General features: G+C 59.6%; 18 protein-coding genes. 10 read left to right on the forward strand and 8 right to left on the reverse strand.

The window, feature by feature from the left end; genetic code table 11:
- The first annotated feature begins 559 nt into the window (after nt 1–559).
- From FJ936_RS30845 to FJ936_RS08150, 5 genes are all read left to right on the forward strand, one after another.
- Nucleotides 560–1,651 (forward strand): hypothetical protein, encoded by a 1,092-nt coding sequence (locus FJ936_RS30845; RefSeq protein ID WP_246680426.1) that lies wholly within the window; start codon nt 560–562, stop codon nt 1,649–1,651.
- Between the two features lie 50 nt (nt 1,652–1,701).
- The gene (locus tag FJ936_RS30850) at nt 1,702–1,911 is read left to right on the forward strand and encodes a hypothetical protein (RefSeq protein ID WP_224598478.1); all 210 of its coding nucleotides are present in this window, start codon (nt 1,702–1,704) and stop codon (nt 1,909–1,911) included.
- A gap of 186 nt (nt 1,912–2,097) precedes the next feature.
- Nucleotides 2,098–4,410, forward strand: coding sequence for a peptidase domain-containing ABC transporter (locus FJ936_RS08140; protein WP_246680427.1), 2,313 nt, complete (start codon nt 2,098–2,100; stop codon nt 4,408–4,410).
- Nucleotides 4,407–5,813: an HlyD family type I secretion periplasmic adaptor subunit gene (locus tag FJ936_RS08145; protein ID WP_141906357.1), complete on the forward strand. Its 1,407-nt coding sequence runs from the start codon at nt 4,407–4,409 to the stop codon at nt 5,811–5,813. Before FJ936_RS08140 ends, FJ936_RS08145 begins: the two co-directional genes overlap by 4 nt.
- Nucleotides 5,814–7,589 (forward strand): tetratricopeptide repeat protein, encoded by a 1,776-nt coding sequence (locus FJ936_RS08150; protein ID WP_141906358.1) that lies wholly within the window; start codon nt 5,814–5,816, stop codon nt 7,587–7,589.
- Nucleotides 7,590–7,601: 12 nt separating this feature from the next.
- Here the strand turns inward: FJ936_RS08150 and FJ936_RS08155 are convergent, their stop codons facing one another.
- From FJ936_RS08155 to FJ936_RS08165, 4 genes are all read right to left on the reverse strand, one after another.
- Entirely contained in the window at nt 7,602–8,321 is a 720-nt protein-coding gene (locus tag FJ936_RS08155) for a Crp/Fnr family transcriptional regulator (RefSeq protein WP_140792991.1), read from the reverse strand.
- A gap of 178 nt (nt 8,322–8,499) precedes the next feature.
- Nucleotides 8,500–8,781 (reverse strand): hypothetical protein, encoded by a 282-nt coding sequence (locus tag FJ936_RS30695; protein ID WP_140792993.1) that lies wholly within the window; start codon nt 8,779–8,781, stop codon nt 8,500–8,502.
- Between the two features lie 254 nt (nt 8,782–9,035).
- The gene (locus FJ936_RS08160; protein WP_141906359.1) at nt 9,036–11,336 is read right to left on the reverse strand and encodes a mannose-1-phosphate guanylyltransferase/mannose-6-phosphate isomerase; all 2,301 of its coding nucleotides are present in this window, start codon (nt 11,334–11,336) and stop codon (nt 9,036–9,038) included.
- A gap of 13 nt (nt 11,337–11,349) precedes the next feature.
- Nucleotides 11,350–12,870, reverse strand: coding sequence for a phosphomannomutase/phosphoglucomutase (locus tag FJ936_RS08165; protein ID WP_140792997.1), 1,521 nt, complete (start codon nt 12,868–12,870; stop codon nt 11,350–11,352).
- Nucleotides 12,871–13,588: 718 nt separating this feature from the next.
- On the opposite strand from FJ936_RS08165, the gene FJ936_RS08170 reads away from it, so the two are divergent.
- Both FJ936_RS08170 and FJ936_RS08175 read left to right on the forward strand, forming a co-directional pair.
- Entirely contained in the window at nt 13,589–15,469 is a 1,881-nt protein-coding gene (locus FJ936_RS08170) for a tyrosine-protein kinase domain-containing protein (protein ID WP_140792999.1), read from the forward strand.
- Nucleotides 15,470–15,596: 127 nt separating this feature from the next.
- Nucleotides 15,597–16,388: a sugar transferase gene (locus FJ936_RS08175; RefSeq protein ID WP_224588080.1), complete on the forward strand. Its 792-nt coding sequence runs from the start codon at nt 15,597–15,599 to the stop codon at nt 16,386–16,388.
- Nucleotides 16,389–16,403: 15 nt separating this feature from the next.
- On the opposite strand, the gene FJ936_RS08180 is transcribed toward FJ936_RS08175, so the two are convergent.
- The 3 genes from FJ936_RS08180 to FJ936_RS08190 form a co-directional block, all read right to left on the reverse strand.
- Entirely contained in the window at nt 16,404–16,640 is a 237-nt protein-coding gene (locus tag FJ936_RS08180; RefSeq protein WP_140793001.1) for a hypothetical protein, read from the reverse strand.
- A gap of 314 nt (nt 16,641–16,954) precedes the next feature.
- Nucleotides 16,955–18,268 (reverse strand): polysaccharide biosynthesis/export family protein, encoded by a 1,314-nt coding sequence (locus FJ936_RS08185; protein WP_140877044.1) that lies wholly within the window; start codon nt 18,266–18,268, stop codon nt 16,955–16,957.
- 15 nt (nt 18,269–18,283) lie between these two features.
- Entirely contained in the window at nt 18,284–19,156 is an 873-nt protein-coding gene (locus tag FJ936_RS08190; RefSeq protein ID WP_140793005.1) for a glycosyltransferase, read from the reverse strand.
- A 294-nt stretch (nt 19,157–19,450) separates the two neighbouring features.
- On the opposite strand from FJ936_RS08190, the gene FJ936_RS08195 reads away from it, so the two are divergent.
- Nucleotides 19,451–20,635 carry a glycosyltransferase gene (locus tag FJ936_RS08195; RefSeq protein ID WP_246680456.1) on the forward strand — a complete coding sequence of 395 codons (1,185 nt, stop codon included), beginning with the start codon at nt 19,451–19,453 and terminating at the stop codon, nt 20,633–20,635.
- On the opposite strand, the gene FJ936_RS08200 is transcribed toward FJ936_RS08195, so the two are convergent.
- Nucleotides 20,628–21,758, reverse strand: coding sequence for a glycosyltransferase family 1 protein (locus FJ936_RS08200; RefSeq protein ID WP_140793009.1), 1,131 nt, complete (start codon nt 21,756–21,758; stop codon nt 20,628–20,630). The two genes, FJ936_RS08195 and FJ936_RS08200, sit on opposite strands and share 8 nt — an antisense overlap.
- 187 nt (nt 21,759–21,945) lie before the next feature.
- Here FJ936_RS08200 and FJ936_RS08205 point away from each other — a divergent pair, with 187 nt between their 5' ends.
- Nucleotides 21,946–23,217 (forward strand): glycosyltransferase family 1 protein, encoded by a 1,272-nt coding sequence (locus FJ936_RS08205; RefSeq protein WP_246680428.1) that lies wholly within the window; start codon nt 21,946–21,948, stop codon nt 23,215–23,217.
- A gap of 250 nt (nt 23,218–23,467) precedes the next feature.
- The gene (locus FJ936_RS08210) at nt 23,468–24,904 is read left to right on the forward strand and encodes a DUF4214 domain-containing protein (RefSeq protein WP_224682222.1); all 1,437 of its coding nucleotides are present in this window, start codon (nt 23,468–23,470) and stop codon (nt 24,902–24,904) included.
- The last annotated feature ends 396 nt before the right edge of the window (nt 24,905–25,300 follow it).

Genomic DNA, 25,300 nt, shown 5'->3' on the forward strand with positions numbered 1-25,300 from the left:
GGCGACAACGGAGCAACTGGCGCAACGGGCGATACCGGAGCCACGGGTGCAACCGGCGATACCGGAGCCACGGGTGCAACCGGCGATACCGGAGCCACGGGTGCGACTGGGGATCCTGGCTCAACAGGTGCCACCGGCGCTACGGGGGACACCGGTGCGACTGGCACAACGGGTGATACCGGAGCCACGGGTGCGACCGGCGATACCGGAGCCACGGGTGCGACCGGCGATTCGGGTGCAACGGGTGCCACCGGCGGTACAGGCGACATCGGTGCGACTGGCGCAACGGGTGATACCGGAGCCACGGGTGCAACCGGGGATTCTGGCGCTACGGGTTCGACTGGAGCTGCAGGCGCGACTGGCTCTACCGGGGCGACTGGCGCGACCGGAGCCACGGGTTCAACTGGGGCAACCGGTCATTCGGGTGCGACAGGGGCCACGGGATCGACAGGTCATACTGGCGCAACGGGTTCGACCGGGGCAATTGGCCATTCTGGTGCGACCGGGGCCACAGGGGCGACAGGTCATACTGGCGCCACGGGTTCGACAGGAGCGACCGGTGCTACCGGAAGCACAGGCACAACTGGGACCACCGGCGCAACGGGCGACACCGGAGCAACGGGCGCAACCGGTGATACTGGTGCGACCGGAGCAACTGGCGCAATGGGTGATACTGGTGCGACCGGGGCTACCGGAGCGACGGGTGACACCGGAGCGACCGGCGATATTGGCGCGACGGGTGACACTGGAGCAACTGGCGACACCGGAGCGACTGGCGCGACGGGCGACACCGGAGCAACTGGCGCGACGGGTGACACTGGAGCAACTGGCGACACCGGAGCCACCGGAGCAACGGGTGATACCGGGGGGACTGGCGCGACGGGTGATAGCGGGGCGACTGGCGCGACGGGTGACACGGGGGCAACAGGTGCGACCGGAGCAACGGGTGCCACTGGCGACCCTGGTGCAACGGGAGCCACGGGCGCTACAGGCGACACCGGAGCAACTGGTGACACCGGAGCGACTGGGGCGACCGGTGACACCGGAGCAACTGGCGCGACGGGTGACACGGGGGCAACAGGTGCGACCGGGGCTACCGGAGCAACGGGTGCGGCTGGCGACCCTGGTGCAACGGGAGCGACTGGCGCTACAGGCGACACCGGAGCAACTGGTGACACCGGAGCGACCGGAGCCACCGGCGACACTGGAGGAACTGGCGACACCGGAGCCACCGGAGCAACGGGTGATACCGGCGCGACGGGTGACACTGGAGCAACAGGTGCGACAGGGAATCCTGGTGCAACGGGTGCCACCGGGGCAACAGGTGCGACCGGCCATACTGGTGCGACCGGGGCAACTGGGCACACCGGAGCAACGGGTTCCACTGGAGCAACGGGCCATACCGGGTCCACTGGTGCCACCGGTCATGGCGACAATGATCATGACCACAACGGCAACCACCATCACCATGGTCACAATGGCAATCACGACCACGATCGCCACAATGGCAATGGTGACCGTCATGACAATGACCGTGGTGACAATGGCCGTGGCAGCCGTGACAATGGTCATGGAGGGCATGGCAACGGGGATCATGGTTCGTCGGCCAACAGTCAAGGTGGCTATATCTCGACCGACACGCTTGGGCTGAAGGATATCAAGCAGTTCATACAGTCCAGTAGTTCCGCTGACAGCCAGGACTTGTTCAGGCAGCTCATCAGCCTCGCCATTGTTTCGGTGGCTGTGGACCTCCTGAACCTGCTCACTTCTGTCGCAGGCTTTGGTCAGACCCAGAACAAGCCGTTCGGTTCGACCTTGGACCTGACATCGGACAAGCAGAGCTCGGGGTATGCTCAAACCGACGACACACTGAAAAAGACACTGAGCAATATTCTGAAGCCGCATGACTAAGCGGTTGAAAACAGTGGACGCGGACCCTGCTGGAAGGCGGGGTCTGCGCCTGCGCGCTTCCAGCGCCGGCAATCGTCTCATCTCGTATGCCTGTTGGAGATGCGAACGGTCTCGCCAACTTCCATTGCGACAAGACGTAGCGAGCCTCTTCGAACTCTTGAGGCTGGTTCGCGGGAGCAGTGCACTGTGAGCGTACAACTCAGTCAAGGCCCCAAACCGAGCCCGAACCATCATGACGCGCAAGCGAATGCGGCCGGCAAGCATCCGGGCGAGGGCAAAGCGCAACGGAGTCCAGGCGGGCCTGCCGAATTCGGTCAGGTCGCACCGCGCCTAAGGGCTATGATCAAGGTCGCACGTTACCACGGTGTCGAGCTGGACCCCAACGAATTCAGGGCCGCAAGCGTAGGCACCACTCCGACCGCTGCGGATCTCTCTCACTGGGCGCAGAACGGCGGGATGTGGTCGCGCGCGGTTCGCGTCCGCTGGTCGCATCTTCTGCGCTTCGAACAAACCGGACCGGTGGTTCTGCTGTTCAGCGATGGCCGCGCTGGCCTGCTTACTGGTGCTAGCGCCGAACGCAATCTCATTTTCTTGAAGAGCGTAGATGCGCCGGATGATGCCCAAGCGATCGCGATCGACGAGCTGAGGTTGTCGCGGGTCTGGTCGGGTGAGGCGGTGCTGCTGCGTCCTCAACGATCCTTCGTCGCCGCCGACGCGCCGTTCACCTTCCGCTGGCTCGTAGATCTTGTGCGGCTCGAGGCTGTGCCGCTGCGCGACATCGGCATCGCTTCGTTCACACTCAGCATCCTGACAATTCTGCCGCCCCTTATCGTCATGACTGTGGTCAACAAGGTGCTGCAGTTCAACAGCATCTCGACTCTGGCATTGCTGAGTGCAGTGATAGTCGTCGTTTTCGCCTATGAGACCCTGCTCGGCCACGCGCGCCGCCTGATCATCAACGTGGTCGGCGCTCGCTTGGACACCAAGCTGAACTTGCACGTCTTCGGTCGGCTGTTGCGCCTGCCGCTTGACTATTTCGAGCGCCATCCAGCGGGCGAGACAATGTACCATCTGGCACAGGTCTACCGCATCCGCGAATTCCTCACAGGCAAATTGCTCAGCACCTTCCTGGATCTGATGACGCTGTGCGTGCTCATCCCAGTCATGTTCTATATCAACGCAACACTCGCCTGGATGGTGCTCGGCTGCGCCGTCTTGATCATGCTGATCATCCTTGCTTTCCTTGCGCCGCTGCGGGCCAGCTACCAACGCGTGGTGAATGCCGAGACCTGGAAGTCGGCGGCGCTCGGCGAGACCGTCGCCGGCATCAAGACGGTCAAGGCGCTTGGTCTCGAGCCGCAACGCAAGGCGCTTTGGGACGAACGGGTGGCGGACGCGGGTAAGGCGCGCCTGGCTTTTGGGCAACTCGCCAATTGGCCGCAAACCCTCGTAACGCCAGTTGAGCGCGCGATGGTGTTGGGCACCATGCTGATGGGGGCGTATCTGGCCATGAGCGACAGCACTGGCTACATGGTCGGCAGCCTGTTTGCATTCATGATGATCGCCCAACGCGTCGCGCAGCCCCTTGTCGGCCTGGCACGTCTGGTAGAGGACTACGAAGAAGTCGGCGCGGCCATCGGTGAGGCGGCGTCAGTTCTCAACCGTCCATTAGAAAGCAGTTCAAATTCCGCGGGCCTGAGGCCAAAACTTGTCGGCGAAATCAAGTTTAGCGACCTGACCTTCACTTACATGGGTACCAAGACGCCGGCGCTCGACCGGGTCAGCTTCGACATTCCGTCTGGCTCGATGTTCGGCATCGTCGGGCGCAGCGGGTCCGGAAAATCGACTATCGCGCGTCTTCTGCAAGGCATCAACCGCGACTACAGCGGGTTCCTCAAGCTCGACGGGATCGACCTCAAGGAAATTAACCTGCGCCACCTCCGCCAGGGCCTAGGTGTTGTCCTTCAGGATAATTTCCTTTTCCGCGGTTCGATAAGGGACAACATCATCGCGGGACGTCAGGGCTTGACGCTTTCGGATGCCATGCGTGCTGCTCACCTCGCCGGCGCGGCTGAGTTCATCGAACGCATGCCGAATGGCTATGATACCTACATTGAGGAAGGCTCACCCAATCTGTCGGGCGGGCAACGGCAGCGGTTGGCAATAGCCCGCGCGCTGATTCACAACCCGACCATCCTGATACTGGACGAAGCGACAAGCGCGCTCGATCCCGAGAGTGAAGCGGTGGTCAGCGACAACCTCATGCGTATCGCCAGCGGCCGAACGATGATCATCGTCTCGCACCGGCTGGCATCGCTGACGGAGTGCGATCAGATCCTCGTGGTGGATCAGGGCAAGGTTCTCGATGTCGCGCCGCATTCCGTCCTACTGGAGCGGTGTGGCGTTTACCGCCAGCTTTGGCTTCAGCAGAACCGGCACCTGGAAGGCCGGCGTGGCCGATTGGCGGCTGTGCCCTCCGTTGATGTGAGCCGGCCATGAGCGTCACCCCCTATGCGCCAATTGCTGCTCGCCGTCGTCGGGCAAAGGCCAGCGATCCGACGGCGCCGGTCATTCTCGAATTCCAAAGGCCATCGACAGCCGTCGCAAACGCGCCGGTTCCGCGAGTGGCTCGTAGCATCGTCTGGGTCGTATTTAGCCTGGTCGTCGCGCTGATAATGCTCGCAGCTCTGATACCGGTTGACCAGGTGGTCACGACGAGGGGCCTGGTGGTGGCACAGTCGCCAAACATCGTCGTCCAGCCGCTCGAGACAGCCATCGTCCGCTCTATCGAGGTACGCGAAGGACAGCAGGTCAAGGCCGGCCAGGTGCTTGCCCGACTCGACGCCACTTTTGCCTCGGCCGATCTCACCGCATTGGCCGCCCAAGTCACGACCCTCGAAGCCGAGGTGGCTCGCCTGAAGGCCGAGGCCGACGGAAACTCATTCACCTATGACGGCCTGGATCCGAGTTGGACACTGCAGGCCTCGATCTTCGATCGTCGCAAGGCGGTCTATGACGCCAAGCTGGAGAGCTTCGATCGACAGGGTGACCAACTCAGTTCGGTCATCTCCCGCTCCCAGTCCGATGCCGATGGCTATCGGCAGCGATTGGCCGTCGCGGGGTCGATCGAGCAAATGCGCAAAAAACTCGAAGTGAGACAGGTCGGAAGCCGTCTCAATACGCTCCTTGCCGAGGACAACACAGCTGAAATGTCGCGAGCTCTCACCAACGCCGAGCAGACATCCGAGGCTGCTAAGCGCCAGCAGGCTGGGGTTGCGGCCGAGCGTGACGGCTTTGTCCAGAGTTGGCGCGCAGACGTTTCGCAGAGCCTGTCGGAGGCCAATTCGCGCATATCCGACGCCCGCGAGCTTCTCAACAAGGCCAAGCTGCGCAAACAGTTGGTCGAGCTCAGGAGCGAGGCCGACGCTACCGTTCAATCTGTGGCTAAAGTTTCCGTGGGTTCGGTTCTGCAGTCCGGAGAGCGGTTGATCACGCTGGTCCCGGCTGACGCGGTGCTTGAGGTGGAGACGAATATCATCGGCCGCAGCAGCGGCTTTGTTCACGTCGGCGATCCCGTAGCAATCAAATTCGATACGTTCCCCTATTCGCAATACGGCCTGGCTCACGGCACGGTACGCTCGGTCAGCCCGGATTCCTTCTCTGCCAGGGATCAGGTGCGTGACCCGAATAGCTCGTTGGCCATGCTGCCCTCGGATGCCGACCAGTTCTACCGCACGAGAATTTCCATCGACGACGTCGCCCTTCATGGCGTGCCCGCCGGCTTCGCGGTCAGCCCCGGCATGCCGGTCACAGCTGATGTGAAGGTAGGCCGCCGCACGGTGCTCAGATACATCCTCGGCACGATGCTGCCGATCGGTCAGGAAGCAATGCGGGAGCCATAAATGGCGTTGATGGATCGGTTGGCCGGACGTATCCACCCGGCGCTGGCGCTGCGCAGGGCAGCTCAGCTTACTGAACAAGGCAAAGCTGCCGAAGCGTTTCCGCTTATAGCCACCGCTGCTCGTGCCGGGGTTCCAGAAGCGGAATGCCGCGTCGCGCGCTGCTATCTTGAGGGGTCGGGCGTACCGCCAAGCCGATTGGAAGGGACGCGCTGGCTACGGCGGGCTGCTGACCATGGTAACCCCGATGCGCAGGCACTCCTTGCCGCGCTTTACAGCACTGGGCTGGCCGAACACGAGGACAACACAGGAACCAGCAGTTCAGAAAGCCTGTTCAAGTCGCCGTCTTCACGAAAGCCGGATTTCGAGGCAGCGCTTCCGTTCGCCCAAAAAGCTGCCGAGGCTGGCTCCGCAACAGGGCAGGCCATACTCGGCTATATTCTAAGCAAGGGCCCAATGCCGATGCGCAACCTCAATGCCGCTCATGGCTTGTACGAGAAGTCCGCGGCGGCCGGTTGTCCGGAAGGATGCCTTGGCCTCGCCCTGTCACTTGCCCGTCGCAAGCAACCGGAGCACAGGACTAGGATTGCCGAAGCGATGCGGCGTGCGGCCGATGCAGGTCTGCCGACAGCGATCTACCTTCTTGCGGTCCTCACCGAGCACGGAATGGGAGTGCCCGTCGATCGCGAGGCGGCTGCTGAGCTTTATCAGCTGGCTGCGGAAAAGGGCCTCGCTTCGGCCCAATTCAGGCTGGGGCTTTCTCTCATCGAGGGCAGCTTGTCACGTCAGGACCCCGCAGCAGGCGAGGCGTGGATGCGTCGCGCCGCAGTGGCCGGAAACCTCGACGCCGCCTATCGTATAGGCGAACGGTATGTGAAGCGCCCTCAACCGGATTATGCGGAAGCCGCGACGTGGTACCGGCGCGCTGCGGAGGCAGGTCATCCAGTAGCCGCTCGTGCCTTGGCATCGCTGTATCTTTCCGGGAACGGTGTAGCTCAGGACGCCGAGGAAGGAACGCGCTGGCTGCGCGGCGCCGCTAATGGTGGCAATCGAGAATCCCAGGTCGACCTTGCGAACCTTATCCTGGAAGGCGCCGGCGACCCTACTGATGGTGTCGATGTCGCGGAGTGGTTCGAAGCGACTGCTTCGTCAGGAGACGCAGTCGCGGCCTTCAATCTCGGGCTTTGTTTTGCCGAAGGGGTCGGAGTGAGCAAAAACCAGGAACTGGCGGCGAAGTGGATGAGGCGCGCAGCCGAAGGCATGGCGCAGGCGCAGTATATGTATGCGCGCATGCTTCAGAATGGACGCGGTGTGCCAGCTGACCAGATGCAGGCCAGGCTTTGGTTTGACCGAGCGGCCAATGCTGGCATGGTGGACGCGCAGGTGGCTTTGGCCGAAATGCTCTACAATGGGCGTGGAGGAGAGCGCTCGGCGCGCGCCGCGGCGCATCTATTCAAGCAGGCTGCCGCCACCGGCCATGTTGGCGCGATGTTTGCAATCGGGGCGCTATACGAGAGCGGGCAGGGGCTTACTCCGGATCGGAAGGCGGCGCAGAAATGGTTCGCAGCCGCCGCTGAGCGAGGGCATGGACACGCCCAACTCATGCTGGGCCGCTACCTTTCCCAAGGTGTTGCCGGTGAGTACGAGCCAGTTGCCGGCCGGATCTGGCTCGAGCGAGCCGCCTCTCAGGGCATTGATGAAGCGGCCGATGAGCTTGCTGTTCTTCGAGACAGACGCGAAGCTTCAGGTCCCTCAAATGCAAGGATCCCAAGGGGCTGAGGCGCCTGGTGCTCAGCTCCTGATGTATTCGCCGTCGAATCCGGCGAACTTCGTCAGGCCCGGAGAATCGAGCACGCGGACATGGCCCTGGCGGAATTCGAGAAACTTCCGCTCGCGAAGTTCCCGCAGCATTCGATTGACATGGATCGGAGTAAGACCAAGGGCGTCCGCGAGATCGTATTGGGTGAGCGGGCAGTCGAAGCCGTTGCGGTCAACCGCGCCTACTCGTTGCAGGCGCGCTGTCAGTTCGAGCAGCAAATGTGCTGTTCGCTCCAATGCGTTGCGTCGTCCTATGTTGGCGAGGTGTTGGGCCATCACCGCGCCGTTGCGTACGAAAGCCCCAACAATGAACGAGAAGAGTTGAGGCGATTTCATAGCAGCAAGCGTCAAAGTCTTGGTGGGTGCCACAAGCAACGAAAGTTCAGTTCGAGCTACGAACGTCTCAATAGAGCCGCTCCCATGTGATTGAGGCAGAACGACATCGCCTGTCAGGGCAAAATCGAGAATTTGTCGCTGGCCATCCGGAAGCTCATGGGAAATGCATCCCCAACCCGACTCGACGACGTAAATACGATCCTTGTTGTCACTTTGGCTGAAGATCACCGCGTCGGCTGGATATCGCTTTGCGGTGAACCCGAGAGTCTTGATCAGAGCGGCGTCGTCATCGCTAAGTCCAACGTATGTCGAACGGTGCTCATCTCCTCTCGAAAAAGAACGTGAAGCATTCGCCATCCCTACCCCCTACGCCAACTCCATGTGTACCTTCCTGAACTTCACCATGTATATAAAAATTCATGTGATGGGCGCCTCTTTGGATCCCGGCAAAGAAAGGTCGCGACGTCAATGTCGTATCGAAATCTGGCTCGCAACACGCTAGGGCTCGATTGACGCCGCTTAGAGCTGGCGTCATCTATGACTTACTTCTCTTAAAATTCTCCCTCATTGACTCAACTATTTCGCTGGCAACGAGACAGCTCCGATTATCTGCCTGGTCGGCGGCGTTGCGCAACGTCAGCGACGCATCCCTCAGCAGTCCCCTGATCTCAGACGGAGACAACAACTCCGATGCTTCGAGTTCCAGGAGGACCGATTCACTCACATGCAGCGCGGCAAGCGCAACGGCCCGAGGCCTTGTTGCAAGCAGCTTCAGAAGATCACCACTGCGCCTGTGCCGCGATTTCTTTTTTGCCATCGTCGCCTTCAACTGTACGGACAACGGTTTCTAATTCCCACGTCTTGACAACTTTACGCAGCCTCAGATCGAGAGGCAGGTCGATCCTCTCGTTTTGGCGTGACTTCCACGATATCGCACTTTGCTGTGGTGACACAGAGACAAGAAGATACCGAATTAGCGGTAGCTGGCGTCCAAGGCGTCACAGGGACGAATGGCGAGAAAACATTCTGTTTGGAGAAGATCCGTCCCTTTGCGATGAGCGATCGCTTTCTTTAGCCATAACTCTGCTTCGCGACAGCGCTGTCGTCTTTGAGAGACGGTACGGGGAACGCCTCCACCTGCCCCTCGGTCTTGTCGAGATATTGCATTAACGCTGTCACCAAATGGTAGAAGATGCTGGCAGGAACCTCCGTCGCCAGCGATCGGCCGCGCTCGTCGATCCTGTCCATCCACAGGCCAAGCGGTGCGGGATCGATATGCCATCTGAAAAGGCGCGCGACACGAGCTTCGATCTCTGGTTTCAGATCGGGCCCGCCGATGCCATCCAACGCGATCGCCGCCTTGATCGCTTCGCATTGCGGCCAGCTACGCGAGAGCCTGTCGAGAGGCAGCCCTTGTCGCGAAACGGCCGCATACGCCAACCCTGTGGCTCGATTCAGCCCGCTGGCGACCGCCGACGAATAGAGTTTCCTCGCATAAGCAGCCAGATCTTTCTGCCCGCTTGCCCGCGCGAAGTCGACGAGCAGAGAGGCCCATTCGAAATGGTGCCCCGGTTCGGTCCACTGCCCCTGGTCTCCGGGCAACGGCAGCCAGTCCGCATCGAAATACTCGCCGAGCGTCCAACTTTCCTGATCGAAGAAATGGCTGCGGAAGAGATCGATGACGCGAGCCGCTCGACGCAGATATACGCGATCGCCGGTTACGGCATACCAAGCAAGGAAAGCTTCAAGCATGTGCATGTGTGGGTTCGAGGACCGAACCCCATTCCAGCCAGGTGTCTCAAGGAAGCCATTCAGGCTGCCATCCTCGAGGTGAGAGTCGATGAACTGAAATGTCTCCTGTGCAAGCTGAAGGCCAGCCTTGTGGCCGCATCGATAGGCATGGGCAAGTGCGAGGAGCACGCAGGAGTGATCATAGGCGTCCTCCACGGGGTCCGCCACGCTTCCATTCGGATTGAGGGTGCGTACCCACCCTCCGCGATCGGTGCGGCCGTATTTTGAGATGAAGTCGATTCCGTGATCGATGAGCTTGTCGGCGTCCCCGGTCCAGCCACGTTCCTTGGCCACCGCAAAAGCATAGATCTGGCGAGCCATCGTCCGCATCCGCTTGGGTTTGCTTAATGGCGTCGCATCGAAACGAAGCGCTTCGTGGAAGCCGCCATGCACATTGTCGACCCCTGCGTTTGACCAAAGCGGAAGGGTCTCGTTGAAGAGCCAGTGCTCGACGCGCTTGCGCCATGACCCGCTGACAATGACCCGGTCTTCCGACGCCGTGAATTTCGTCTCGAGACGCCCACTCTTCTCGAGTTGCTCGACGACCTTCTTCACATTCTGGCTATGGCTGACCGGGGCGACGAATATTGCGTCCGGCGTTGCGACCACCGCCACATCCTTCATCCCTATAACGGTGAGCAGCCGACCTTGGCTTCTGAGGTAGGAACTGTCGCAGTCCATGGCGACAACATCGCCCATTACCACGTTGCCATTGCCGTCCACGGGGCTCGCCTCCAGCAATGATTGCCACGATCCAAGGTCGTTCCAGCGGAAGGACGCCGTCACCATCGCGATGCCCTGCCCATGTTCCATGACCGCATAGTCGATCGATGTGGAGGGGACCGCCGAGTAGAAGCCTTGTGGCAGGTAAAGACCCGAGACATCCACCTTGGCCGTCTTGAAGGCGCGTTCCGCCGTTTCCCATATCTCCGGCTGAAATTCGATTAAAGCTCTCTGCATTGTGTCGGCACGAAACAGGAAGATGCCCGCATTCCAGTAGAACCTTCCCGACGATAAATACTTTTGCGCCGTCTCGATGTTCGGCTTTTCGACAAACCGTGAAACCGCGGCCGCGCCGTCACCATTGGCCGCAACCTCAATGTATCCATATCCCGTCTCTGGATGAGTGGGCTTGATGCCGAACACGACGATGCTTCCCGAGTCGGCGGCAGGCATGCCCGCTTCAACGGTCTCCCAGAACTGCGTCTCGGTCGATATCTCGTGGTCGGAGGGGACCACGAGCACAAGCGCGTCCTTGCCGTGCTTCGAAATCGTCTGCAGTGTCGCAATAGCGACAGCTGCCGCGGTATTGCGGCCCAGGGGTTCGAAAATCGGCTTTCCGCCGTTCAGCCCAAGCGGAGTTATGTCCGAGATGACCCGTTCGGCATGACGTTCGGATGCTATCAGATAGATCGGCGTTTCGCTGTGCGGCCACGCCTTCAGGCGCCGAACCGTCTTCGCCAGCATGGAACCGTCCCCCGAGAGATCGTGGAACTGCTTGGGATTGTCTTCGCGCGAGAGCGGCCATAGCCGGGACCCGACTCCTCCGCTCATCACAAAACTTACGATGCGGTGTGCCATGCTTCAGCTCCTCTCAGAATGTCTGGTTGTAGGCCCCGACCTCTGGATTGCGGCGCAGGACGGCGTCGATCGCCTCGAACATCTGGCGACGGCGCTCCGACGAGACGGGGCTTTCGACGACGACGACAATTTCGGGCTTGTTCGACGAAGCTCTGACCAGACCCCAGGTGCCGTCTTGAGCCACGACACGCACCCCATTGACGGTAACCAGATCAGCCAGCGGCTGACCCGCGAACACCGTCCCGTCCCCCTTCATCTTCATGAAGTCGCCGACGACCTTGTCGACAACGCCGTATTTGACTTCGTCGGGACAGTGAGGCGACATTGTTGGCGTGCCAAAGGTTACGGGCAGGGCGCGATAGAGGTCGGCCAGCGTCCTTCCCGGATTGCGGTCGAGCATCTCGCAGACGGTGATCGCCGTTATGAGGCCGTCGTCATAGCCACGCCCGATCGGCGGGTTGAAGAAGAAGTGCCCCGACTTCTCGAAGCCGGCGATTGCGTTAAGCTCGGCAACCCGTCGCTTGATGTAGGAATGCCCCGTTTTCCAATAGTCCGTCCGTGCACCGTTTTGCGCGAGAACGGGATCGGTCATGAAAAGTCCGGTTGATTTCACGTCTACGACAAAGGTGGATTGCGAATAGAGGCTGGAAATATCTCGCGCCAGCATGACGCCGACCTTGTCCGCGAAGATCTCGGAGCCTTCATTATCCACCACGCCGCAGCGGTCGCCGTCGCCGTCGAAGCCGACACCCAAATCGGCACCGGTTTCCAAAACCTTGTCCCGGATCGCATGCAGCATTTGCATATCTTCGGGGTTAGGATTGTAGCGCGGAAAGGTGTGATCGAGCTCCACGTCAAGGGGGATCACCTCACAGCCGATGGTCTCCAGCACCTGGGGGGCAAATGCGCCCGCCGTCCCATTACCGCAGGCAACGACGACACGCGGCCTGCGTCGAACGTTCCTTCCGGCAGTCAAGTCTTCGATGTATCTCTCGCGAAAGTCGGAAACGAATTCGTAGCCGCCGCCACCCACCAGATCGAAGTCGCCGTTCAGCACGAGCGCCTTGAGCGCTGTCATCTGGTCAGGCCCGAATGTAAGAGGCCTCTGCGCGCCCATCTTCACTCCGGTCCAGCCGTTCTCGTTGTGGGAGGCCGTTACCATGGCAACAGACGGAGCGTTGAGTGCGAACTGCGCGAAATAGGCGGTCGGGGAAAGCGCAAGGCCGATGTCCTTGACACGTGCGCCAGCCGCCATCAGCCCTGACACCAACGCCATCTTTATGGACATCGAATAGCTGCGAAAGTCATGGCCGGTAATGATCTCAGGGCCCACGCCCATCCGGCGGATCAGAGTACCCAGACCCATGCCCAGCGCTTGGGCGCCCATCAAATTGAGTTCGGGCTCTTTCTCAGAGCCCGGATGCCCAAACCACCAGCGCGCATCATACTCGCGGAAGCCAGTGGCTTTGATGAGAGCATTGTTCTCGAACGCGAATGTGTTTGGCTTGGCTTGGCCGACTATGTTTAGGGTCACGACTTTCGCTCCGAAATTGCGCCAACATTCCTAGCATCTCGGCGAGCCACGGCCGCTTCATGAATTCGGGTAGCGCTACCCCACGCTTCGTGCCGCCTCATCCAATAGGTGGAGCCCATCGATGATCGAAAGGATGTCTCGTCTGGGCATGGCGGTTGAGTATCGTGGGAAGTAGGTCCGCGTCGGGCGCTAACCTCAATGTGGCTGTGTAGTGCCGCTGACACCATTCAGTTTCCTTTTTCGGAAGAACGTCGATCATAGGCGTTTCCGAGCCTTGGCACGTGCGCTCGACGGCATTCAGCCAGAAATCGAAAGAGAATCGGAGCGACTTCGCGGGGCCTGGAAACACATGACAGATTGTGCGGCGTTTTCCCTGGAGGCAACGGAAAACGGGGATAAGAGCGAACGCCTGTCAGCTAAGCTGGATATTCTCGCCCGGGACCTTGCAGCCAACCGAGCACGACAGTTGCTGCTGGAACGGCAGAAGTCATTTCTAGCCACGATAAGGGCCGGTCTGCCGCGCATTCTTCACTCCCACAGGGCGTAGGTCTACGCCAATTGGTGGCGTTTACCTTCCCCCGCGTCGGCGTAGTCTTTCTTGCAAAGCTTGGGATCGCGGGGCCTCGGCTCTTATGAGAACATCGGGCGGACGCCATGAAGCTCTTGTGTCGGGCGGCGTGCACGAAGGATTCTCCTTCATGCCCGCCGGAGACGTTGAATGAACCGTTTGTTCGCCAGCCAATGGCCCTTGGCAACCAATCATCAGGCCAATGCCGGACAAGAATTCATCGGCCTCTCGGACATAACCGAGTTTCTGAGATATTATGTCGGAACAATGTCGGCCTGCCTTGCCGCGGCACTCTTGGTCGCATGGTTTTACAATTCGACCACCGATCCGGTTTTTACAGCCAGCGCGAAGATATTGATTGAACCGAAGCTGCCCCAACATCTGCAGGAGGGTGGCGAAATAAATCTCTCGTTGGACACCGCACAAATAGAAAGTCAAATCGCTGTACTGCAATCCGAGAAGATTGCTTCCATGGTCATCGGTCGGTTGAAACTGATTGAGGATGCAAGTTTCAATCGCCCCGAGACACCGATATTGCAGGAGAGATTTAGGAAAATCAAAGATATAATGGTCCAGGCTGTGGGGCTTGAGAAAAGCATCTGGCTGAACGCGCTCTGGGGGCATATCGGTTTAGGCGCTCCGGAGTCGGTCGCGAAGCTGACCGACTACCAGAAGTCACGTCTCAGCATGCTGATTTTCCTCAATGGCCTCGATGTGCGAAGGGTGGGTGTCTCCTACGCGATAGACATATCCTTCACCTCCGCCGATCCCGAGGGCGCCGCCAAGATTGCGAATGCAACGGCCGACGCCTTCGTGCATGAGCAGATCGACACCAAGGCCGAGTCGGCAAGAGAAGGTGGGGCATGGTTGGAAAAACGCCTTCAGCAACTGCGCACCCAGATGAACGAGGCAATGGCCAGGGCACAGGCATTCCGCTCTCGACACGATTATAGCGTAGGCGCTGATTCAAGTGCCGGTGACGGCGTCAATTCTGAACCTACTCTCGAAGAACTCGAGGTGACCGCCGACACCTACCGAAAAATGTATGAGAGCTTTCTGCAGGCTTACACCAATTCAGTAAGCCAGCAATCCTATCCCGTCGCCGATGCAAGAGTAATCACGGCCGCGACACCACCGCTTCTTCCAAGCGCTCCAAAACCGAAGCTGGTGTTGGCCTTCGCCGGCGTCGCAGGGCTCATTCTCGGCATTGGCCTTTCCTTCGCGCGGCATTCATTCGACTGGACCATACGCTCGCCACGTCAAATCCGCGATAACCTGGAAATAGAGTGCGTAGGAGAATTGGCGCCCACCAGCAAGCGCAGGGAATTCGGAAACGTCGACGAGGTGACTAGGCATCCGTGGTCGCGATACAGCCAGAGTCTGAGGAAAGTGCGAACCGAAATCAGCTTGGCGGAGACGAACCATCCGGTGAAATTCCTTGGCCTGACTGCAGTGTCGAACAACAGTCAGAAGAGTTCCGTCGTCAGCAATCTCGCGACCCTGTATTCTATGTCCGGCCTAAAGACATTGGTGATCGACGCCGATGTCCGGAGATCGACGATCACCACTCAACTGCTTGGGCGCTCGAACGTCCAGGGCAAAGAGTGCCAGGATGGTTTTCAACACAATGTCATTCGCGCCCTGGGGCGGCGGTTCGACGTTCTTTCAAGTTCCGTGGTGGATGCAAAAAGCCTGCTCGTGCCAGGAAACATGCAGGCTTTCCTGTCTCAAGTCAGTGCTGAGGATCCGACAGCCGACGAACTGGCCGCTTATGATATGGTCATCGTTGACCTGCCAACGCTCGAATCCGGGGCGGATGACCTGATCGTTGGATCCGTGCTCGATGGTGTCGTGGTCGTTGCGGAGTGGGGAAAGACGCACGTCGACACGTTGCGGGAGCTTGTGAGGACGCTGCAGGCCTCCAGGACGCCGATACTTGGCGTGCTTCTCACGAAGGCGCGGGCAATGACGTCCAAGCACCGTCGGATTGCGGCCAAGCGCAGCGCTTTCGGAAGTCGGCAAAGCGTGTAGGGCAATCATACGTGAGGATTAGGGGGTAGCCGTTGGAGTATCGCGCTACCTCCTTTGCATTTCTTGCCGGCAAGTTCCGTCCTTGGAAGACTGTGGAAGTTGAACAACGAGAAACAGCGACCGTCACATGACAAACGCCTTCGAGAAGCAGTCGCACCAGGGGGGGGCGCTTTGGGGCCAGCCCGCTGTGCCGGCGGCGGTCGAGAGCAGGGCGGTCCTGCATGTTGTTTCTGCGCGTGACTACGCCGGCGCCGGGACCGTGTTGAATGACCTGTCGGATGTCATCACTGGAGCGACGAACCCTCCGATCGGAGGCGTCCTCAAACGGATCATGGATCTGGTCATCGCCGGCGCAGCGCTCGTTTTCGCCGCGCCCGTCATGATCCTCGTAGGTCTGTTGATCAAGATTACGGCCGGCGGTCCGCCAATATTCTCGCATAGCCGCGTAGGCTTCGGCGGAAGGTCATTCGATTGCTATAAGTTTCGCTCGATGGTGCGCAATTCGGACGAAGTTCTGAGTGCATATCTTGATGCCAACCCCGACGCACGCAGGGAGTGGGAAGAGACCCACAAGATCAGGAACGATCCGCGCGTTACGCTCTTGGGGCGACTGCTGCGCAAGTCCAGCCTGGATGAGCTTCCCCAACTCATCAACATACTGCGCGGTGACATGAGTTGCGTGGGCCCAAGACCTATCGTCAAGGACGAACTCAGGCGTTATGGCGAGCATCAGGCGGAGTACCTCGCAACCAGGCCGGGACTCACCGGTCTTTGGCAGGTGAGTGGAAGAAGCAGCATGGACTATGATAACCGCGTTGCGCTGGACAGCCAATATGTGCGGAACTGGTCGGTCTGGCTCGACGTCGTGATCCTGCTCAGGACCATTGTCGCGGTCATGCGGGTCGACAGGGCCTCCTGAAGCGTCGAGCGACGATCACTTTTCGTTTCGAGTCCAGCAGTGCGCTAGAGACAAGCCTGCGAGGTAGGCGCAAGCCAGAACAAATACCAGAATTAGAGATTTGCCAACGGTCACATAGCCAGGCAGCCCCATGCTATTCCAGGTGACCGCCCCGATCACCAGCAGTGCGGTCGCTGCCAGCAGCGCCGCAGCCTTGAATCGTAAACCCAGTAGTATCCCTGCCACCGACACGGCCAGTATGCTTGTGAGCACCGATATCTCCAGTGGCACCAGCAGAACCAGTCGGCTTGCCGCGGCAGGGAGTTCCGTCAGGGGCCAAGAGCCCGCGTGCGCCAACTGATATGCGGCCTCGCAGTGCAAGGCAAGTGCTAGAGACGGTGTGTCGGAATGCTGTTCGAAATATCGCGAACGGGTACTTGTAGGGCGACATATTTTTCGGGTCATAGCCACGAGCATGACCATGCACGACCCGCTGCCCGTCCAACGCCACCTGTAGCAAGAGGGCAGCCCGGTCGATCAGCGGCCGAGCCAGGATACGGCCCTGGTTGGCCCCAACCCGGATCCGGTCAGTTCGTACTTCCAACAGCAGTTGTTTCCGCCTGGATGCTTGTATCCGCTGCGGGCAAGCTATCTAAGCCCGACTGCGGCAGCGGGATTTCGACCTTCACGGTATCGCCCGGCTCGACGAGGGTTGTCTCCTGGGCAGCAAACTCTTCCGTGCCGCTGTCTTTCGGCCTCACAATCGTGAAGATCGGCTTGGCCCTCGCGGCATTTTGCCTTAGCGCCAGCAGAGCGGGCACTGCAACCTGGGTCTCGCGCAGCAACTGCACCGCGGTGTCGGACTTGCTGGTGACCTCATTGAGCTGCTGTTGTGTCTCGCGCAAGCCCTCGGCAACCTCGCTGGAATGCTGATTGCTGAGGTTGAGGATTTCGATGTCCGTCTTGCTCATCTCCTGCCTGACACGCAGCATCGAGGTCTCGGCCGCCAATCTGTCGCTCTGCATCTGGGCGACGGTCCCCTCCAGCGAGAGTTCCCGCGGTGCGACCGCGAGGCCCTTCTGCACGAGATTCGAGACACCCGCGAGCTCCTTTTGGATGAGTTCGATCTGTTTGTCATGGAAAGTCAGCTGTTGCTCGAGCGAGGCCAGCTCCTGTTGCAGGAAGTCCTTGAGTTCTCGCAGTGAGCGCAGTTGGGTCGCCAGTGCATCCTTGCGGATAACGAAAATCTTGCGTTCCTGGTCCATTGCCAGCGCAACGGTTGCGTTCGAAGCCCTGTCCCTCAGTTCGCTCGGGAAAGCGATGTCTTCACTGCCGGCCAGCTCTGACAGCAACCGCGCTTTGCGCGCGAGCAGGCTGACATTGTTCAAAGCCAGCAGCCCGACATCGCCTTGGCCAGTAATGAACTCTCGTCCAAGCCGAGACACATCGTCCTCGCGTATAGGCAACCCGCCGGCGACCCCGAGCGCCTGCAGTACCGTCAGGCCGGGCCTGTAGGGAAATTCTCCGGATTGCTTGACGTTGCCGATGATATAGAATGGCCTATATTGGGCAATCTCCACGGCCACATCCGGCTGGCGGCCGAGACCCATGTGCTGCATCAGCCGATCGCCTATGGCGTGAGCGAGATCCCCGGGAGCGGAGCCCTCGGCGCGCATCTGCCCAACAAATGGCAGGAAGAGCGTCCCATCGGCACCGACAGTGAAACTGTCATTGAGAGCCGTCCACTCGAAGATGACGTCACGCGATGCGCGCCATTCGTAAACCTTGAGCCTGACCTTGTCCTGCGGCCCAAGCAGGTACTCCGCGGCTGACGCCGGCAGCGGACAGGCAGCAGCTGCCGCCAATGAAATCCCTGCCACTGTTGAAAGCAATTTGCGCATTGTCTTCCCCCGTCGTCAGATCTTCAGGATGTATTCGGGTTCGATTCGCCCCATGGCGATATGCAGGATCGCGAGCGCGTTCCCGCTGAGACGACCCCTTCGGTCGACATATGGCTCGGGCCAAAGGCTCTTTGCGAGGTTGGCTGCAATATTCCTGAACATAAGGGGAAGCGCGAAAGAGGCTGGAACTGTCCCTTTCCTTACCAGGTAGACCGCATTGGCGACCTGGGAGTAGCCGAACCGCTTTCCGCTGACGCGTCCCGTTTTTATTCCAAGATGAACACCCGTGATCGACGTCACGCATACGACGCGACCTCTGGTTCTCATTTGACTTGTGAAGTCGATGTCTTCCTGCCAGCCATAGAGGACGAGGCGCTCGTCGAAGCGCAAATCGCCAACCAGCGAGGAACGGAACGACATGTTGCATCCGTAGGCACCGACATGGTCGACCACGCAGGGTCCATTTGCTGTGTGGCCTTCCGATTCCCTTAGCGCAGCTTCTGCATCCTCCCAGGTAAGACCGGCATTGGTGGCGCCGTCTCTGACGACCCTGCCCATCACAACCGCCCATCCCTCATTTCCAGCAAATGCCTCCTCGACCTGCCCCAGGTATCGAATGGAGGGAACGAAATCGTCGTCGAAGAATGTTATGATGTCGAAACGCCCCAATGCGGGCACAAGAGCGGTGTTGCGTTGGGCAGCCAATCCTTTCGGACCGAAAACACTCGATACCGGGAACGGGCAGCCGTCCGGCAGTTCGATGTGTGTGGCGTCGGGTGCCGACAATATGACTTCATCGGGAGGTCTTGTCTGGCCGCCTAAATATCCAAGCAGGCGAGCAACTTGCTCGCTGCGTCCGAGGGTCGGGATAATTACTGCAAGTTTCATGTTTCTTCCAGGCATCGCTTCCCTGACCCTATGATGACGCGAGGGCTCAAGCAGCCTGCATAAAAGTGGGCTCGACCAACGGGGCCTACCCCCGGGTACCCGCTTTTGAAGTATTTCCCGCAAGCGGCTCACAATCATAAGCGGTAGGGCAAATGCCAGCCGGCAGCAGTCCGTGACCGATCGGACAACTTGCGATCCTCCTTCGACAAAACAGAAACTGAGGCCTCAAAGGGGAAGGGGAGAACCATGCTCCATGAACGCTCTTCCGACCTGGCCATCGCGGCCAAGGTCGAAATGCCGATTGAGGAGTTTCCGGCTGCTCCGGTGTCCGACTTCGACAGATATGCCAGGATAGCGGTCGTTCACGACTGGTGCCCAAATTTCCGGGGTGGCGAACGAGTTCTGGCGCAGATATGCAAGCAATTTCCCCATGCAGAGGTGTTCACACTTTTTGATTTCCTCCCGGCTGAGGTGAAGGAGCAATACTTTCGCGACGTGGAATTTCATGCCTCCGCGGCCAATCGGATACCGATGGTACGGAAATTCTACCGGTCCCTCTTCTTCTTTTGCCCATTTCTGATCGAGCAGTTCGACGTGACCGGCTATGATGCTGTGATCTCGTCTTCGGCGGCATTTTCCCGAGGTGTGATCACAAGACCTGATCAGCCGCATCTGTGCTATGTGCACAGCCCCGTCCGCTATGCCTGGGATGAGCAATTCTCCTACCTTCAACAGGGCAAGCTCGGCTTCGGTCCGAAAGGACTGCTCTACCGCTATATGCTGCACCGTCTGAGGACCTGGGATACGAGAACCGCGCACGGTCCAGACCTGATGCTGGCGAATTCAAACTATGTCCGTTCCCGAATCCAGCACATTTACGGACGTGACGCACGGGTTGTTTTCCCGCCGGTCTCGCTGAAGGAATTGCCCTGCGTAGAGGACAAGGACGACTACTACGTCTCGGCGTCCTTCCTGGCCCCCTACAAGCGCACCGACCTGGTGATCAGGGCTTTCAACGAGATGCCGTCGCGACGGCTGGTCATAGTCGGCGAAGGGCAGCAATCAGCCAGTTTACGATCGCTGGCGGGTCCGAACGTCACATTTTCGGGGTTCCTCCCTCGCAAGGAATATATCGATACGCTTGCCCGGGCGAAGGCGATGGTGTTTGCGGGTTGCGAGGACTTCGGCATCGCGCTCGCCGAGGCGCAGGCCTGTGGGACGCCGCTGATCGCTTTCGGCAGAGGCGGCGCGGTCGATATCGCGCGAGGCCTGGGAGCAAAGTCCGAGCCGACGGGGGTACTGTTCAAGGCTCAGACCATCGAGCACCTCATAGACGCGGTCAAACGGTTTGAGGAACACAGCCACCTCATCACGCCCCAGGCCTGCGCCAAGAACGCGCAGCGCTTCTCGGAAGAGAATTTCGACCGCGCCATGCTGGAGTCCATAGGAGCGGTCCAGGCACTTCACGCGATCATGTGAGTTCACGCAGCCTGACTATGTTGGTTTCTGTATCGATACCGTCAGCAACAGCCATCGCCTGCAGGTAGCGCAAGGCGCTTGCTCTCCAGCTATATGCCGAGGCTCTAGCCTGTCCCTTCCCTATCAACTGCAGGCGCAGGGTCCTGGAATTGCGGAGTTCCATGAAACGGTCGAACCATGCCTGCGGATTGTCAGCGGCAGCATAGAGGGCTGCGTTCCCACAGACCTCCGGCAGGCTGGCGCGTTCGGACACGACAACCGGACAGCCGAGCGCCATTGCTTCGACAACCGGGAGACCAAAGCCCTCTGTTAGTGAAGGAAAGGCCAGGCAAAGCGAGTCCGTCAACAGCGCAGCCAACTCGTTGTCGCAAATGCGTCCGAGCCAATGGATGTTTCGGGCTTCAGCTCTGGCCGATCCTGTTTTGAAAATGGCCGAACCCGCCATGCCGACAACCGCGATCTTCAGTCCAGCTTTGCCAAGGCGGTCGGCCATATCGAGAATGAGATTCACATTCTTGTGGGGTGCGGCGCTGCCGATCATGACGATGGTTTCGCGCGAGGCGGCCAATCGTGTCGCTGCCGAGTGTTCAGCCTTCCACAGCAAGGCATGTTCATGGCCGTTCGGCGCAACGAAGACCCTCCGCTCTGGGACGATGTCCCGCCGGACCAGTTCGCCTAGCGAAAAATTGGAAACTGTCGAAATGCGGCATGCCATCTTGCCGAGGCATGGTAACAGCGCTTTGTAGGAGGTCCTGAAGCCAAGTGAATAGCTTTGTGGGGCATTCCAGACATTTGCATCGTGAATGCACACGATATGCTTGCGCGACAGAACCGGCCCGGTATTGCACAGGCTGAGTAGCCCGCCGCCGCGCACAGAGGCGGCTAGCCGGGTCTGCTCCCATAGATGCCCACCGCTGCTGCCTAGCACGCAACGTTCGATAGAATTGAGCGGTATGTCCGAGCTCCCCGGTGGGCAGTGAAGCCTGAGCTCAAGCCCACAGGTGAGCGGCGCCTGTTCGGTGATCAGCGCGTCCAGCGAACGGACGATCTCTCCCGCATAGCGCTGGACGCCCGTTGTCGGTTGGGAAAGGAAACGTCCGTTTATTGTCCAGTGCCGTGCCATGTCACCCTCTCGATGTTTCTAGTTTTAAACCGCTAGCGCGTGCGGTCACTACGGCCGTTGGGTCATCCAGACGCGCTGAGGGTCATCCAGCCAGGCGAGGGCGAGCGTTGGAACTACCTCAAACGTTTGAGGGCCGCTGCGTTGGCGACGGTGTTAGTCTGGCTGTTGGTCCGGCAAGGTGGAGGAGATGGTGGGCAAATCTGAGTTCAATGCGGCGCCGGCGTTGCAGTCCAGGAACTCGCGCCGGCAGAGCGCCGCCGCGATGGTGGCAAGATCGCTTCCCGACGGCTCGCCGTACCTGATTGGCCATCCTGGCCGGACACCCGCGGACTTCGAGCCGCCCAAGCGGCGGTGGACGATAAACGGCGATTTCACGACGCTTCGACGCAATGGGATAGCGCGTTACGCCCACGAGGTGACGATGGCTCTCGATGCCCTTATTTCCGAAGGGCATCCCTTGGGTCGCGACCTTGAGATCGATCTCGTGGTGCCGCGCCCGCCTGCCGAGGCTCTTCATCTCAAAGCCATCTCGATGCGGATCGTCCCTGAGTTCAGCAGGCCTCGACTTCCGCAGTTGTGGGTGCAGGCGCAGTTGCCCTGGCACGTGCCGGGAGGGCTGCTCAGCTTCTGCAACCTCGCGCCCGTCGTGCTGAGACGCCAAATTGCATGCATCCACGACATGCATACGAGAATGATGCCGTCGAGCTACGCGAGAGGGTTCCGTTGGGCACACCGCCTGATCCTTCCAATGCTGGGCAGGCGGGCCGCACGGATCACGACGGTTTCGCAACTCTCCCGCAGTCATTTGGTCGAGTTCGGGATCGCACGCGAGGAAAATATCGTCGTTACCTACAACGGCAGCGATCATGCCAAGAAGTGGGACGCAACAAGATCATCCCTGACCGTCAATCGGGGCAGGCCATATGTCGTTTGCCTAGGCCGGGGGGATCAAGAATACAAGAACATGGGGCTTCTAGCCAAGCTCGCATCGTTTCTAGATGGGATGGGTCTCGACCTCTGGATGCCTGGGGATATCGACGAGACCACGGTCTTGCGGCACGTCCCGGAAATGCCGTCGAACCTAATCCTTCTTGGGCGCGTAAACGATCACGACTTCAAAAAGGCGCTCGAAGGCGCCCTCTGCTTCCTGTTTCCATCACGGATCGAAGGCTTTGGGCTGCCCGCAATCGAGGCGATGGCCTCGGGTTGCCCGGTCATAGCCTCGACTTCGCCCTGTTTGCCTGAAATCTGTGGTGATTCCGCGCTCTATGCGGACCCGGACGACGTACAGTCATGGGCCGAAAACGTTCGCCAGCTAGCGGTTGACCCGGATTTGCGTAAGCGAATGGTTGGCAAGGGCCATACCCGGGCGAGCAGCTATTCTTGGCGATGGATCGCATGGAAGTATCTCGAGCTTATGATCCAGGTCGACGCGGATTTCGGGGAAGTCTACGGTTAGTCGAACGCAAGTGCAGTTACCCCCAACTGATTGCCGCACAAAGCACATATCAATTCGTTTCATCACGGCACGCATCAACGCCCATCCGGGTGTCCTGTCAGGGAAGTGGCAGTCAAATAGTCATGCCGCCTGATGGCTAGGTCATGGCCTCCAAAGGAGGTAATGCGAAGCTTCCCACCCCCGTATAGGCAAATTGCTTCAACATCCGGTAGTTCCGACAATCCCGATATTGAATGTCGTACAGGGAGGCATGATCGCTATGTCGTTTCGTTTTGCAGCCGCGGCTGCTTTGTTGCTGACAGCATCCGCGCCCGCATCCGCCGATTTGCTCTGGGGCGTGAACGGCCATCCGGTGGTTTCCTACCCGGATGTTCCGATCGAAAGACAACTCGATTTCGTCAGAGATCTCGGCGTCAAATCATATCGGGTCAACATCACGGCGGCAGATCAAGGAGATACCCTTGCGCGACTCGTAAAGGCCGGCAAAGAAAGAGGGATCGAAATACTGCCCGTGATCACGCCGGGACTAGACCTGGACAAGGACAAGCCGGAAGAGCTTTATGGCGAGGCTCGGCAATTGGCGTTCGCCCTTGGCGCCAGGTTCAAGAACGATATCCGCGTTTGGGAACTCGGCAACGAGATGGAGATATACGCCATCATAAAGCCCTGCGAGAAACGCGATGACGGGTCGCAATATCCATGCGGGTGGGGTCCCGCGGGTGGAAACGGAGTGCTCGACTACTACGGTCCGCGCTGGGTGAAGGTGAGCGCCGTCCTCAAAGGCCTGTCCGAGGGCATGACGGCAGTCGACCCGAGCATAAAAAAGGCAATGGGTACAGCTGGATGGGGCCATACTGGCGCCTTCGCGCGGATGAAGCAGGATGGCATCGCCTGGGACATCTCCGTCTGGCACATGTACGGGGAAGATCCCGAATGGGCTTTCCGCGAGATTTCCTCCTACGGCAAACCGATCTGGGTCACCGAATTCAACAACCCCTACGGAAGTCAGCGCAGTGAGCGCCAGCAGGCTGACGGCGTCAAGCAAACAATGACACGGCTTCGCGAACTCCAGGACAAGTACAAAGTCGAAGCAGCGCACATCTACGAGCTGCTGGATGAGACCTACTGGGCTCCAAGCTTCGAAGCCAATATGGGGCTGGTCAGACTTGCCGCAAACAAAGGCAAATGGATAGCAGGTGAACCCAAACCTGCCTATATGGCTGTTCGCGACATCACCCGTGGCCCGCAGCCCCTGCCCAAACCGCGCCGGGATTGCGATGCGGGTGCCAAGTTTGCCGACGGGTTCACCTATGTGCGTCAGGTAAATTTTGCCTATTGCCTCGTACTTGGCCATAACGGCGACGCTGCGGAGTTGGATCGCTGGTCGGCAACGCTCGAGAGCGGAGACGCCCGGCTCACCAACGTGATCATGGAAATGATTCGCTCCGAAGAATTCGAGGCTAAGTATGCCACGATTGGGCTTACCGACCGCGCCTATGTCGCGTTTCTTTACCTGCTCTTGTTGGAACGCCCTGCGGACAGCTACGGTATGGAAACCTATACCCGCCAGTTGCGCTTAGGATCAATGACGCGCGATGCCATTGCCTTTGGCATCGTCAGCTCGAGCGAATTCAAATCCCGACATTCTGCCATGCGCGACGCCTCGGATGTGCCCGCGCCCGACTAAGCAGGGCAAAGACGCCGGTTATGGCGGTGGCATTGCAAGTCCATTGCTCCGGCCGCGGCACAAGACTTGAGGCCACCGCCGGCAGGTCCGTCTGATTTCACGGTTGACCGGAATCTGTACAAGCATGGTTGTTTCGCGCCATACCATGGGCCCTGAAGGACGAGATCATCAGGCAGATGCATCACCAGCCGGCCGGGGCGCGAATTTGCCAATTCCTTTCGCGACAGTGGCCGCGCCCCATCGGAGTTGCCGAGATGAACGCCGTTCCTTTTTGCCAGGGTCGCAGCACGCGCATTCGCGACGTTGGAACCGCCGTTGCAGCGCTGCCCCCCACTGCTCTTAAGACGGCCGGAGAGACCACGATTGATGAAACCTGGCGCGAGAACCGACACTGTC

It is taken from the genome of Mesorhizobium sp. B2-4-13 (genome assembly GCF_006658535.1).
Lineage (GTDB): Bacteria > Pseudomonadota > Alphaproteobacteria > Rhizobiales > Rhizobiaceae > Mesorhizobium > Mesorhizobium australicum.